14 protein-coding genes are annotated in these 13333 nt (G+C 61.8%); all 14 read left to right on the top strand.

All coding sequences use genetic code 11. From position 1 onward, the window contains the following. Positions 1–20 precede the first annotated feature (20 nt). Genes N7D90_RS17490 through N7D90_RS17555 form a run of 14 tightly spaced genes read left to right on the top strand, consistent with a single transcriptional unit; the run spans position 21 to position 13060 of the window. A complete protein-coding gene (locus N7D90_RS17490; protein ID WP_261739181.1) occupies positions 21–797 on the top strand; it encodes an ABC transporter permease in 777 nt (258 codons plus the stop codon). Continuing rightward, positions 797–1561 (top strand): SDR family oxidoreductase, encoded by a 765-nt coding sequence (locus N7D90_RS17495; RefSeq protein WP_261739182.1) that lies wholly within the window; start codon positions 797–799, stop codon positions 1559–1561. Before N7D90_RS17490 ends, N7D90_RS17495 begins: the two co-directional genes overlap by 1 nt. Positions 1562–1574: 13 nt before the next feature. Next, on the top strand, positions 1575–2114 hold the full coding sequence (locus N7D90_RS17500) for a cupin domain-containing protein (protein WP_261739183.1): 540 nt from the start codon (positions 1575–1577) through the stop codon (positions 2112–2114). Between the two features lie 4 nt (positions 2115–2118). Beyond that, complete coding sequence (locus N7D90_RS17505) at positions 2119–3003, top strand: alpha/beta fold hydrolase (RefSeq protein WP_261739184.1); 885 nt, start codon at positions 2119–2121, stop codon at positions 3001–3003. After that, positions 3000–3836: an IclR family transcriptional regulator gene (locus tag N7D90_RS17510; protein WP_261739185.1), complete on the top strand. Its 837-nt coding sequence runs from the start codon at positions 3000–3002 to the stop codon at positions 3834–3836. The genes N7D90_RS17505 and N7D90_RS17510 overlap by 4 nt, the downstream gene beginning before the upstream one ends. Before the next feature lies 1 nt (position 3837). After that, complete coding sequence (locus tag N7D90_RS17515) at positions 3838–4635, top strand: SDR family oxidoreductase (RefSeq protein ID WP_261739186.1); 798 nt, start codon at positions 3838–3840, stop codon at positions 4633–4635. Then, positions 4628–6310 carry a thiamine pyrophosphate-binding protein gene (locus N7D90_RS17520; RefSeq protein WP_261739187.1) on the top strand — a complete coding sequence of 561 codons (1683 nt, stop codon included), beginning with the start codon at positions 4628–4630 and terminating at the stop codon, positions 6308–6310. The genes N7D90_RS17515 and N7D90_RS17520 overlap by 8 nt, the downstream gene beginning before the upstream one ends. Positions 6311–6320: 10 nt before the next feature. Further along, entirely contained in the window at positions 6321–7124 is an 804-nt protein-coding gene (locus tag N7D90_RS17525) for an aspartate dehydrogenase (RefSeq protein WP_261739188.1), read from the top strand. Positions 7125–7158: 34 nt separating this feature from the next. Further along, the gene (locus N7D90_RS17530) at positions 7159–8655 is read left to right on the top strand and encodes an aldehyde dehydrogenase (RefSeq protein ID WP_261739189.1); all 1497 of its coding nucleotides are present in this window, start codon (positions 7159–7161) and stop codon (positions 8653–8655) included. Further along, positions 8652–9617, top strand: coding sequence for a VOC family protein (locus N7D90_RS17535; RefSeq protein WP_261739190.1), 966 nt, complete (start codon positions 8652–8654; stop codon positions 9615–9617). Before N7D90_RS17530 ends, N7D90_RS17535 begins: the two co-directional genes overlap by 4 nt. 13 nt (positions 9618–9630) lie before the next feature. Continuing rightward, positions 9631–10773 carry an FAD-dependent monooxygenase gene (locus N7D90_RS17540; protein WP_261739191.1) on the top strand — a complete coding sequence of 381 codons (1143 nt, stop codon included), beginning with the start codon at positions 9631–9633 and terminating at the stop codon, positions 10771–10773. 34 nt (positions 10774–10807) lie between these two features. Further along, the gene (locus tag N7D90_RS17545) at positions 10808–11038 is read left to right on the top strand and encodes a recombinase-like helix-turn-helix domain-containing protein (RefSeq protein ID WP_261739192.1); all 231 of its coding nucleotides are present in this window, start codon (positions 10808–10810) and stop codon (positions 11036–11038) included. A gap of 37 nt (positions 11039–11075) precedes the next feature. Next, positions 11076–12110, top strand: coding sequence for an aromatic ring-hydroxylating oxygenase subunit alpha (locus N7D90_RS17550; protein WP_261739193.1), 1035 nt, complete (start codon positions 11076–11078; stop codon positions 12108–12110). After that, the gene (locus tag N7D90_RS17555) at positions 12107–13060 is read left to right on the top strand and encodes a PDR/VanB family oxidoreductase (RefSeq protein ID WP_261739194.1); all 954 of its coding nucleotides are present in this window, start codon (positions 12107–12109) and stop codon (positions 13058–13060) included. The genes N7D90_RS17550 and N7D90_RS17555 overlap by 4 nt, the downstream gene beginning before the upstream one ends. The last annotated feature ends 273 nt before the right edge of the window (positions 13061–13333 follow it).

Consider the following 13333-nt stretch of genomic DNA (forward strand, 5'->3'; position numbering starts at 1 on the left):
GACAACAAGGTACACATACGATGAAAAACCTTAACAACTCCGTGTTCGGCAGCATCGCCCTGCTGATCCTGTTTCTGGCGCTCTGGCAATGGGGCCCTGGACTGCTCGGCATGCCCGAATTTGTCATGCCAAAACTGAGCCGTGTGGCCCAGGAAGGCGTGCTGATGTGGCAAACCGGTGGCCTGCTGCAACACACCCTGATCACCGCGTTCGAGATCGTGGTCGGCTTCGCCTTGGGCGCACTGCTCGGCGTAGCGATTGGCGTATCGCTGGGGCTATCTCCCAGCGCCGAAGCCATGCTCTCGCCGTACATTCTGGCGCTGCAAATTGCCCCGAAAGTGGCCTTCGCCCCGCTGTTTGTGATGTGGCTGGGCTACACCATCTACCCGAAGATTTTGATCGCGATCCTGATCGTGTTCTTCCCGGTAATGATCAACGTGCTCTCCGCCATCCGTACCGTAGACCCGGACATGATCAACCTGGTGCGCACCATGAGCGCCAGCCGCTGGCAGATCTTCCGTCTGGTGGAGTTCCCGTCCGCCATGGCCGCGCTGTTCTCCGGCCTGCGTATCGCATCGACCCTGGCCGTGATCGGCGTCACCGTGGGTGAGCTGGTCGGCGGCAATCAGGGCCTGGGGTTCCTGCTGGTCGACGCCGAGGGCCAAGGCAATACAGCTGGCGTATTCGTCGCCATCGTCATGCTCACCCTGATCGGCGTATTGGCTTACGGCGCCGTGGTCTGGGCCGAGAAGCGCGTCCTGCATTACATGCCTAAAGCCATGCTGAGTACCCAATGATGAGCGCTCATAAATCGTTACTTGAAGGGCGCCGGGTGCTGGTCACCGGCGGTGCTCGCGGGTTGGGTTATGCCTTTGCCAGGGCTATTGGCCAGGCCGGTGCCCAGGTGGTGATCGCCGATATTCTCGCCGAGCGCGTGCAGCAGTCAGCCGCCGAACTGGTCGCTGAAGGGCTCAACGTGTATGGGGTAACTGTCGATCTGGCGCAGCCCGCTTCGATCGATGCCTGCGTCGCGCAAACCGTGCACTTGCTGGGTGGGCTCGACGGGCTGGTGAACAATGCCTCGATCACCAACTCCGGCGGCAAAACCTGCGAAGAGCTGCACATCGACACCTGGGACCAGGTCATGCAGGTCAACGTGCGCGGTACCTGGCTGATGACCAAAGCCTGCCTGCCCGCCCTGCGCAATAGCGGCCAGGGCGCCATCGTCAACCTGGCCTCCGATACCCCGCTATGGGGCGCGCCAAACCTGTTGGCGTATGTCGCGAGCAAGGGCGCAATCATCGCCATGACCCGCAGCCTGGCCCGCGAACTGGGCGTCGACAACATCACGGTCAATGCCATTGCCCCCGGCCTGGTGCTGGTCGAGGCCACCGCCTACGTGCCCGAAGCACGTCACCGCTTGTACAACGACCGCCGGGCCATACAGCGCCCGCAACTGCCCGAAGACGTCAGCGGCGCCGTGCTGTTCGCGCTGTCCGACCTTGCCCGCTTTATCACTGGACAAACCCTGCCGGTCAACGGCGGGTTCGTCATGCCTTGAACTGGAGACAGCCATGACCGATTTATCCGCACAGCAAGACACCCCAAAAAGCTGGGAACAGCCCGCCGGCAGCGACCTCGCCAGTTGGATGAAAAGCCGTATCGCCCGCTATGAAACGCGCCAGTACGACTGGAACGCACTGAAGTTCCAGGCCGACTACGACCCAAAATTCCGCCGTGCGCAAATGCGTTACATCGGCACCGGCGGTACGGGTGTGAGCACTGACATGAACACCATCCCGTCAGAGAATTTCACCTTTTCGACCATGGTGATTCCGGCCGGCCACGAAGGCCCACCACACCTGCACACCGACGTTGAAGAAGTGTTCTTCGTGCTGCGCGGCACACTCAAGGTGGTGATCGAGAAAGACGGCGAGCGGTTCGAAACCATCCTCACCGACCGCGATGTGATCTCCGTGCCGCCCGGTGTGTATCGCGAAGAGATCAACATCGGCGATGAAGACGCGTTGATGTGCGTGATGCTCGGCGCAAAAAAACCGCTGACCCCGACTTACCCGCCAGAGCACCCTCTGGCCTCGATCAAACGCGGATAACGCCATGCTCCACGCCACCGATCATCTAACCCCGACGCTGACCGCCGACCTTGAAGCAAGGCTGGCCGTTAACTTCCCCCTGCGCACGCTGGACGTCGCAGGCGGGCGTCAAAGCTTGCGCGAATGCGGGAGCGGGCCGGCCATTGTGCTGTTGCACGGTATTGGCTCTGGCGCGGCGTCCTGGTTGGCGGTGGCGCAGTTGCTGGCGCAACGCGTACGGGTAATTGCCTGGGATGCCCCCGGCTACGGGGAGTCCAGCCCGCTACGTTCGCTGGCCCCGGATGCATCCGACTACGCCGAGCGCCTGCGGCAAATGCTCGACGCACTGGATATTGAGCGTTGTGTGCTGGTGGGCCATTCCCTTGGTGCAATCACGGCAACGGCCTTCGCCAGCGGCGCACAGCAACAACGGGTAAGCCGACTGGTGTTGATCAGCCCGGCCCAGGGCTATGGCCATCCATCGCGCAAGATTCAGGGCCAGGCCGTGCGTCTAAAACGCCTGGCCGACCTCGAATACCCAGGCATTCAGGCCATGGCCGAGCAACGCAGTGCCTACATGCTTTCACCCGGCGCCAGCCCCAAGGATCACGCCTGGGTGCGCTGGAACATGGCGCGGCTTAACCCCGAGGGTTATCGCCAGGCCATTGAACTGCTGTGCGGCGATGACCTGCTGCGCCACCCCCCGCTGTCGATGCCGTGCGACGTGCATTGCGGCGCCGCCGACGGCATCACCACACCCGACAGCTGCCGGGTACTGGCCCAGACCTTGGGCGCCAGCTTCAGCCTGATTGACAGCGCAGGACATGCCAGCCCTATCGAACAACCCTATGCGGTGGCAGGCCAACTGGCCATTGCCATCAAACAATCCCTGACAGGTGCATCGCTATGACAGATTCAGAACTGCCCAAGGACGCTCAGGACAAATATATCGTGCCGGGCCTGGAGCGCGGCTTGCTGCTGCTGTGCGAGTTCACGCGCAGCAACCGCACCCTGACCGCCCCCGAGCTGGCGCGGCGTCTGGCCCTGCCGCGCTCGACGATTTTTCGTCTGCTGACCACCCTTGAAACCATGGGTTTCGTCACCCGCAGCGGCAACGAATACCGCCTCGGCATGTCGGTACTGCGCCTGGGCTTCGAGTACCTGGCCTCGCTGGAACTGACCGAGCTGGGGCAACCGTTGCTCGCGCGTTTGTGTGACCGGGTCAACTATCCGAGCAACCTGGTGGTCCGCGATGGCCGCTCCATCGTGTACGTGGCCAAGGTCTCGCCACCGTCGGTGTTCTCCAGCGCAGTCAACGTCGGCACCCGCCTGCCCGCACACGCCACGGTGCTGGGGCGCATCCTGCTGGAAGACCTGTCACTGAGCGAATTACGCGAGCTGTTCCCCGAAGAACATCTTGAACAGCACTCCCCCTGCACGCCAAAAACCGCCCTGGAACTGTTCGACATGGTACAGGCAGACCGCGAGCGCGGTTTCGTCAGCGGCGAAGGTTTCTTCGAGTCGTCGATCTCCACCGTTGCCGCTCCGGTGCGCGATGAGTCAAGCAGGATTGTTGCCGCCCTGGGGGTGACCATTCCCACCGCGCAGATTGCCCACGTCAACTTCAACGAGTTGCTGCTGCAAGTGCGCCGCAGCGCCGACGAGCTGTCGCGGTTGCTCAACTACAACAGCGGCGCGGCCAACGATGGCCACAACCGCGTCACCGCCTTGATGAGGGATTGAGATGAGCCTCTATCAACTGCAAGGCAGCACCGCGATTGTCACCGGTGGTTCTTCGGGAATTGGCCTGGCCTGCGTCGAACTGTTGCTCGAAGCCGGCGCCGCCGTAGCTTTATGCGGGCGTAACGAAGAACGTTTGCGCAACGCCGAAGCCACCTTGCGCCAACGCTTCCCCGAAGCACGCCTGCTTGCCCAGGTGTGCAATGTGCTAGACGCAGAGTCAGTGAAGTCCTTTGCCGCCGCCAGCCTCGCAGCACTTGGCCCGGCGAGTATCTTGATCAACAACGCAGGCCAGGGCCGGGTATCGACCTTTGCCGATACCACGGACAGCGACTGGGCCGAAGAGTTGAACCTGAAGTTTTTCTCGGTGATCAACCCGGTCCGCGCCTTTATGACCCAGCTGCAAAGCCAGCCCGACGCCGCCATCGTCTGCGTCAATTCACTGCTGGCCAGCCAACCGGAACCGCACATGGTCGCCACCTCGGCCGCCCGCGCCGGAGTGATGAACCTGGTGCGTTCAATGGCCACCGAATTTGCCCCTGAGGGCATTCGAGTCAACGGCATTCTGATCGGCCTGGTCGAGTCAGGCCAATGGCGCCGTCGCTTCGAGGCCCGGGAAGAGCGCGAGCTCGACTGGTCCCGATGGACCGCCCAACTGGCGCAACGCAAACACATTCCCTTGGGGCGTCTGGGCCTGCCGATTGAAGCGGCCCGCGCGATCCTGTTTTTGGCTTCGCCTTTGTCCTCGTACACCACAGGCAGCCATATCGATGTTTCTGGAGGTCTGTCCCGCCATGCGTAATGAAAATACCGTCACCGTTGGCGCCGCCATCACTGCATTTCTTGAACAGTGCGAGGTCAAGGCCGCGTTCGGCGTGATCTCCATCCACAACATGCCGATCCTCGATGCCTTCGCCGCGCGGGGCAATATCCGCTTTGTCATGGCCCGGGGTGAAGCCGGCGCCACCAATATGGCCGATGCCTATGCCCGCACCACCGGCGGCCTGGGGGTATGCCTGACCTCTACCGGCACCGCTGCGGGTAACGCCGCGGGTGCAATGGTCGAAGCACTGACCGCTGGCACACCGCTGCTACACATCACCGGGCAAATCGAAACACCGTATCTGGATCAGGAGTTTGCTTACATCCACGAAGCCCGCGACCAGTTGACCATGCTCAAGGCCGTGTCCAAGGCCGCATTCCGGGTGCGCAGCGTCGAAACCGCCATCAGCACCCTGAAGCTCGCCGTGCAAACCGCCCTCACCGCCCCTACCGGGCCGGTCAGCGTCGAGATCCCGATCGATATCCAGTCGACCTTTATCCCCATGCCCACCGACCTGTCGCCATTGCCGATCCCCGTGGCCGTACCGTCGCCCGAAGCGCTGGACCTGGTGGCCGAGCGGCTGGCCAGTGCTACCCGCCCGCTGCTGTGGCTCGGTGGTGGGGCGCGGCATGCCGGGGCGCAGGTCAAACGCCTGCTGGAGATGGGCGTCGGTGTGATCACCTCGACCCAAGGCCGCGGGGTGGTCAATGAAGACGACGAGCGCTGCCTTGGCGCGTTTTCGCAAAACAAGCGGGTCGAACAGTTTCTGCAAAGCTGCGATGCGCTGCTGATTGCAGGTTCGCGCCTGCGCAGCAACGAAACCTTCAAGTACGCGCTGAAACTGCCGCGCAACACCCTGCGGATCGACGCCAACCCGGCCATCGAAGGCCGCAGCTACAACAGCGAACTGTTTATCTGCGGTGATGCGGCGCTGGCCCTCGACGGCCTGGCCGATCGTCTGCAAGGGCGGCTGAAAATCGACCCGACGTTCCTCGCCGACCTCAAGGCGGTGCGCGAACAATCCCGCGCCCAACTGGTTGCAGACCTTGGCCCGTATTCGGCGATGGTTGAACAGTTGCAAGGCATGACCGGGCGCAATTTTTCCTGGGTGCGCGACGTGACCTTGTCCAACAGCATCTGGGGCAATCGCCTGCTGACCCTGTTCCACCCGCGTTCGGGCGTGCATGCACTGGGTGGCGGTATTGGCCAAGGGATGCCGATGGCCATCGGTGCTGCGGTTGCAGCCGCCGAGACCGACCCTACACGCAAGGTCTTCGCCCTGGCGGGTGACGGCGGTTTCATCCTTAACCTCGGAGAGCTGGCGACGTTGGTGCAAGAGAAGGCCAACGTGGTGATCCTGCTGATGAACGACCAGCGCTACGGGGTGATCCGCAATATTCAGGACGCGGTGTATGGCAGCCGCCACTGCTACGTCGACCTGCATACCCCGGATTACGCCATGCTCGCCGAGTCGCTGAACCTGCGTCACGCGCTGGTCACCGACCTCAAGGATTTCGCCAGTGTGGTCGACGGTGCATTGGCGCAACCCGGCCCGTTCCTGCTGGAAGTCGACATGCTCAGCGTCGGCAGTTTCGCCACCCAGTTCGCCGGTCCGCCCAACAGCGAAACCAAAGCGCAAAAAGCCACGGCCTGAGGACTAGTTCATGTTGCATATCACCATGGTTGGCTGCGGCGCGATTGGCGTCGGCGTACTCGAACTGCTGGAGAGCGATGCGCAGATGTGCGTCGACTGCGTTATTGCCTCGGCTGGTTCCGAGGAACTGGTGCGCCAGCGCCTGGCGGGTTTCAAACATCCGCCGCAGGTACTGACCGCATTGCCAGCAGACGCTCGCCCTGACCTGTTGGTCGAGTGCGCTGGCCACCGCGCCATCGAAGAGCACGTACTACCGGCGCTGGAGCGCGGCATCCCGTGCCTGGTGGTGTCGGTCGGCGCACTGTCCGAGGTCGGCCTGGTGGAGCGCCTGGAAGCGGCTGCCGAGCGTGGTCAGACCTACATCCAGTTGCTGCCCGGCGCTATCGGCGGCATCGACGCTCTGTCGGCGGCCAAGGTGGGCGGGCTGGATTCGGTCAGCTACACCGGGCGCAAACCGGCCCGGGCCTGGAAAAACACCCCGGCCGAGCAGGTCTGCGACCTGGACAGCATCAGCGAAGCCACGGTGATTTTTCAGGGCAGCGCCCGTGAGGCAGCACGGCTTTATCCAAAAAATGCCAACGTCGCGGCCACCTTGTCCCTGGCAGGGATCGGACTGGACCGCACGCTGGTGACCCTGATTGCCGACCCGAGCAGCGAAGAGAACGTGCATCACTTCGAAGCCCGCGGAGCTTTTGGCGGTTTTGAAATGAGCCTGCGCGGCAAGCCGCTACTGGCCAACCCGAAAACCTCGGCGCTGACCGTTTATAGCGTTGTACGCGCCTTGGGCAACCACGCGCATGTGATTTCGATATGAATTTAGCGGCAAGTTGCAAGCCAAGGACCCCCTTATGACTCTCGAACAGACCTTACCCATCTGCATTGCTGGCCAATGGCGACAAGGCCGCGGTGAGCGCTACGCCACGTGCTACCCGGCGACCGGCGAGACCGTGGCCTGGCTCAATGCCGCCAGCGTCGAAGACGTGGAAGACGCCGTGCAGGGTGCCCACCAAGCGTTTTTGCACAGTGGCTGGGCGCAGCGCAAACCCCACGAGCGGGCCAGCGTGCTGTATCGCATCGCCGAACTGATCCGCGAACGCAGCGAAGATCTGGCGCAGTTACAGCGCCAGGACAACGGCAAGCCGATCAGCGAAACTCGAGCCCTGGTAGCCAGCGCGGCCGGTACGTTCCAGTTTTTCGCCTCGGCCTGTGAAACCCTCGAAGAAACCATCACCCCGTCACGCGGTGACTTCGTCACCATGAGCGTCTACGAGCCCATGGGTGTGATCGCTGCGATCACGCCGTGGAACTCGCCGATCGCCAGCGAAGCGCAAAAGGTCGCGCCAGCACTGGCCGCGGGTAACGCCGTGGTAATCAAACCGGCCGAAATCACCCCGCTAATGGCCCTGCAACTGGCGCGTATTTGTGAGGACGCTGGTTTGCCCAAAGGCCTGCTCAGCGTGCTGCCAGGCAAGGGTTCGCTGCTGGGTGATGCCCTGACCCGCCACCCGCTGGTCAAACGTGTGTCGTTCACCGGCGGGACCAAAACCGGCAAGCACATTGCCCATATCGCCGCCGACAAAATGATGCCGGTGTCATTGGAGCTGGGTGGCAAGTCGCCGACCATCGTGCTCGACGACGCCGACCTCGACCACGCGGTGGCCGGGGTGCTGTACGGCATTTTCAGCTCGTCGGGTGAAGCCTGCATTGCCGGCTCGCGGCTGTTTGTCGCCCGTGCCCTGTATGAGCCGTTTATGGCGCGGCTGGTGGCGGCCGCAGCTGAGTTGCGGGTCGGTGACCCGGCCGATGAGCGCACGCAAATGGGCCCGCTGATCAGCGCCGCGCACCGCGAGTCGGTTGAGCGCTACGTCGCCCTGGGGCTCGCCGAAGGTGGACGCCTGATGCTCGGCGGTCAGCGCTTGCGCGGTGGCGTGTACGACCAGGGTTACTTCTATCCACCGACCATCCTCGAAGGCCTGAGCAACCACCAGCAAGTCTGCCAGGAAGAGATCTTCGGCCCGGTGCTGGTGGCTATGCCGTTCGATGACGAAGCGCAACTGCTGGAGCAGGCCAACGACAGCCTGTATGCCCTCGCCGCCGGAATCTGGACCCGCGATTACAAGCGTGCCTGGGCGCTGGGACGAAAAATCCAGGCCGGTACGGTGTGGATCAACACCTACAAGCAGTTCTCGATTTCCACCCCGTTCGGCGGCTGGCGCGACAGCGGCCTGGGCCGCGAAAAAGGCCGCCTCGGCATCCTGCAGTACATGGAACAGAAAAGCCTCTATTGGGGCATGAACGAACAGCCGCTGGCCTGGGCCGGTGTGGCAAAAGAAGGTGGGTTATGAGCGTATTGGGCATTGATGAAGTCACCTACGGTGTCGAGGATCTGGACACCTGTGTACGTTTTTTCAGCGACTGGGGCCTGAGCAAAGTCAGCGAGCAGGCCGATGAGGTGATCTTTGAAACCCTCAACGGCTGCCGTGTGGTCCTCGCCGATATCAACAAGGCCGGCTTGCCGCCCGCCATCGAAGCCGGCTCGACCGTGCGCGAAGTGGTGTGGGGTGTGGCCGACACTGCCGACCTGGCGCTGTACAGCCAGCGCATCGCCAACGACCCGGGCTTTATCGAGAGCAACGGTCGTATCGGCTGCACCGATCCCAATGGCCTGGCCATCCGCCTGCAAGTAACCCGCAAGCGTGAACTGGAGATCGAGTGCAGCGGCCATAACACCTGGCAGACCAAAGGCCGGATCAATAAAGCCGCGCCGATCTACGACCGCGCCACGCCGATTGAGGTTGGCCATGTGGTGTTTTTCGTCAAGGACGTGAATGCCTGCGAAGCCTTCTACCACGAGCGTTTTGGTTTCCAGGCCTCGGATCGTTATCCGGATCGCGGCGCGTTTTTGCGCACCGCCGAAGAAGGCGGCCACCACGACCTGTTCATGCTGCAACTGCCCGCCCCGCGCGCCGGGTTGAATCACGTCGCGTTCACCGTGCGCGATGTACACGAAGTGTTCGGCGGCGGCATGCATATCTCGCGCAGCGGCTGGGCCACCGAAATTGGCCCTGGGCGCCATCCGGTGTCCTCGGCATTCTTCTGGTACTTCAAAAACCCGGCTGGCGCGCTGGTGGAGTACTACGCCGACGAAGACCAACTGACCGGCGAGTGGCAGCCACGCGCCTTCGAACCCGGCCCCACGATGTTTGCCGAATGGGCCATCGCGGGCGGCATCGATGGCAATACCCGTCGCCAGCAGCATGTCGAGGCACCGCAAGGCAAATTCCTTACCGACAAACCGAAACCCTGAACAGGAGTCGCCCATGTCTTCCCTGAATATCGCCATTGCCGGTGCCGGAATCGGCGGCCTGACCGCCGCGATTGCCCTGCAGCGCGCAGGCCACAACGTCACCGTGTTCGAACAGTCAAAGGCCTTTTTGCGGGTCGGTGCCGATATCAACCTGACCCCAAACGCCGTGCGAGCCCTTGACGGCTTGGGTGTCGGCGCGGCGGTGCGTATCCCCGCAGCCCGCCCCACTCACCGCATCAGCCGGATGTGGGACAGCGGCGAAGAAACCTCGCGTCTGGAAATGGCCGATGCCGCCGAACAGAAATACGGCGCGCCACAACTGACCATTCACCGCGCCGACTTGCTGGCTGCGCTGGCCGATGTGTTCCCGAGTGAAAACGTGCAATTTGGCAAACGTGCCGAGCAAGTGGTACAGACCGGACAAGGCATCGAACTGCACTTCAAGGACGGCAGCCGTCACGTCACCGACCTGCTGATCGGCGCCGACGGCATCCACTCGGTGGTACGCAATGCGTTGTTCGGTGATGAGCAACCACGCTTTACCGGGGTAGTCGCCTACCGCGCCGTGGTGCCCGCCGAAAGCGTGGCCCATGTGCCGAATATTCAAGCGTTCACCAAGTGGTGGGGGCCCAACCCTGAAAGCCAGATCGTGACCTTCCCGCTGAATCAGGGCCGCGACATTTTTATCTTCGCCACTACCGCGCAAGACAGCTGGCATGAAGAGTCCTGGACCAGCGCCGGGGATGCCGACGAGTTGCGCAGCCACTATCAGGACTTCCATCCCGATGCCCGCGCCCTGCTCGATGCCTGCAGCGATGTGCTCAAGACCGCACTGTACGAACGCGACCCGCTGCCGTTCTGGTCCCAGGGCGCCATGACCCTGCTGGGTGACGCGTGCCATCCGATGATGCCGTTTATGGCTCAGGGTGCAGGCCAGGCCATCGAAGACGCGGTGGTGCTCGCCCGCCATCTGCAAGACCTGACCAGCACCGGGCAAATTGCCGATGCTCTGCTCGCTTACCAGAACGCCCGCCTGCAACGCACCAGCCAGATCCAGATTGGTTCACGGGGTAATCAATGGCTCAAGGACGGCGGCAATGCCGATTGGGTTTATGGCTACGACGCCTGGACCGTACCCACGCCGAATGCGGCTTGATCGCCCCTATAAAAAACTTGCGCAGGTTAATGAAATGAGTACGACCCAACTCCCTTATGTCGAGCCGCATCAGGCCCGCAAACGTCCCAATACCCAGTTTGAAGAGCTGCTGGGCGACTCCATCGAACGCGCTTTCGGCAATGGTGTGACCGAGCTGCCTGACCTGCTCGCCCACCTCAACCGCGCCGGGCCGCCCTGCCCCCTGACTAGCGGCGAGTGGACACCTGAAGCCTATAAAAACCTGATGGCCCGGCTGGGCGAATAGCCCGCTAAGGCCCCATAAAATTAGGTAGAAGAGAAAAATGAACATGAACATAACCGTCGACCCTGTAGAAAACCTCCTGGCTAACGGCTTGAAAAACCTCTGGTTCCCGGTATTGCCCAGCGACCATCTGGGCGAAAAACCCGTGTCGATCCGCCGCCTGGGCTACAAGATCGCCCTGTGGCGCGACAATGATGGCAGCGTCCACGCCCTGGAAGATCACTGCCCCCACCGCGGCGCTCCTTTGTCCCAGGGCCCGGTGCTGGGCGACCGGCTGCAGTGCCCGTATCACGGCGTTGAAGTGCGCAGCGACGGCACCGTGACCAAAGTACCGGGCAGCCCCGGTTGCAAGCTCGAAGGCAGCCGCCCGACACGTATGTTTCACACCCGCGAAGCCGCTGGCGCGATCTTTCTCTACAACGCCGCCGAGCCCCATGTGGACACCCCGCCGGAACTGGTGCTGCCCGAACAGCTGACCTCGCCAGAGTGGAGCAGCTTCTTGTGCTACGCCGAGTGGCAAGGCGATTACCGTTATGTAATCGATAACGTCATGGACCCGATGCACGGCACCTATCTGCACAAGATGTCGCACTCCATGAGCGAAGGCGAAGCCACTGCCAAATTCGTCACCCGCGACACTGACAAGGGTTTCTTCTTCGAAAAAGAGGGCCAGCGCGGGGTGAATTTCGACTGGACCGAATTTATGGACGACAGCTGCCACTGGCTGCGTTTGGAAATCCCGTACCCGAAAACCGGCGGCCCGGGCGGCAACTTCAGCATCATCGGCAGCTACACGCCGAGCAGCCGTTCACTGTCGGCGGTGTTCCACTGGCGTTGCCGGCCACTGACCGGCTGGCAGCGTGATACCTGGCGCTTCCTCTACAAAAACCGCCTGGAAGCACGACACTGGGCAGTGCTGGAGCAAGACCGGGTGCTGCTCGAGTTTATGGAGCCGGACGCCAATCAACGGGAAAATCTCTACCAGCACGACCTGGGTGTGGTGCGTCTGCGCCGCTACCTGAAAAACGCGGCCAAGGCTCAACTGGAGCTGATCGACGCGAAGCAATTGCCATGAACGCCGCCATCACCGCCCGCGTGCATACCCTGCGCTACGAGGCCGAAGGCATTATCAGTGTCGAATTGCGCCCTTACGATGACACCGTGTTCGCACCTTTCGACGCGGGTTCACATATTGACCTGCACCTGCCCAACGGTCTGGTGCGCAGTTACTCGTTGCTCAACTCGCCGAGCGATCAGGGCCGTTATGTGATCGGCATCCTGCGGGATCGCAACAGCCGTGGCGGCTCGGAGTTTGTGCACGGGCAATTGCGGGTCGGCATGCAGCTGTCCATATCCAGGCCGCGCAATAACTTCGCACTGGATGAGAGCGCTCGCCACAGTGTGCTGGTGGCAGGCGGCATCGGCATCACGCCGATCTACTGCATGTTTCGCCAATTGCTGGCGCTGGGTAAATCTGCCGAGCTGATCTACTGCGCCCGTTCGCGCCAGGAAGCGGCGCTGGTGGAAGAACTCGCCGGGTTGGACGCCCGGGTGGTCTACCACTTCAACGACGAAAAAGGCGTGCCGCCGAACCTGGCGGCTTACCTGGCAGACAAGCCCGTCGATACGCACTTCTATTGCTGCGGCCCGACCCCGATGCTCGATGCGTTTGAGAGCACCTGCGAAAGTCTCGGCTATCCCCATGCGCATATCGAGCGCTTTGCGGCGGCCGAACTGCCGCCATCCACAGACGCGCAGAGCAGTTACAGCGTGGAACTGAAAAAAACCGGCAAGACGCTGTCCGTCGGGCCAGGTTTGAGTTTGCTCGACGTGTTGCTCGAAGCCGGTTGTGATATCGAATACAGCTGTCGCGAAGGGGTATGCGGGTCGTGCGAAACACGGGTAGTGGAAGGTGATATCGACCATCGCGACGGCGTGCTGACCAAAGCCGAGCGTGCGACGAACAAATCGATGATGGTCTGTGTATCGGGCTGCAAGAGCCAGCGATTGGTGCTGGATTTATAGGCTTACTGTAAATATCTGTGGGCGCGAGCAGGCTCGCTCCCACAATAACTTGCACCTGAATAAAGTTTTGCGTCGTTATAAGCAGCCGACTTCAATGTCGGCTTTTTTGTGCACGTGACAGATATACGCACAGTTAATGTGCACTTTGGTTACTCCCCAAGAGCCATGTTCCACAGGCAATACGGCGCCCTGCGTTTTATATATAAATCATTGTTTTACATAGAATTATCAATAAAAATAAAAAACAAAATAGTTGGCATAGTTTCTGCTCTA

This window comes from Pseudomonas fragi (assembly GCF_025426255.1).
Lineage (GTDB): Bacteria > Pseudomonadota > Gammaproteobacteria > Pseudomonadales > Pseudomonadaceae > Aquipseudomonas > Aquipseudomonas kulmbachensis.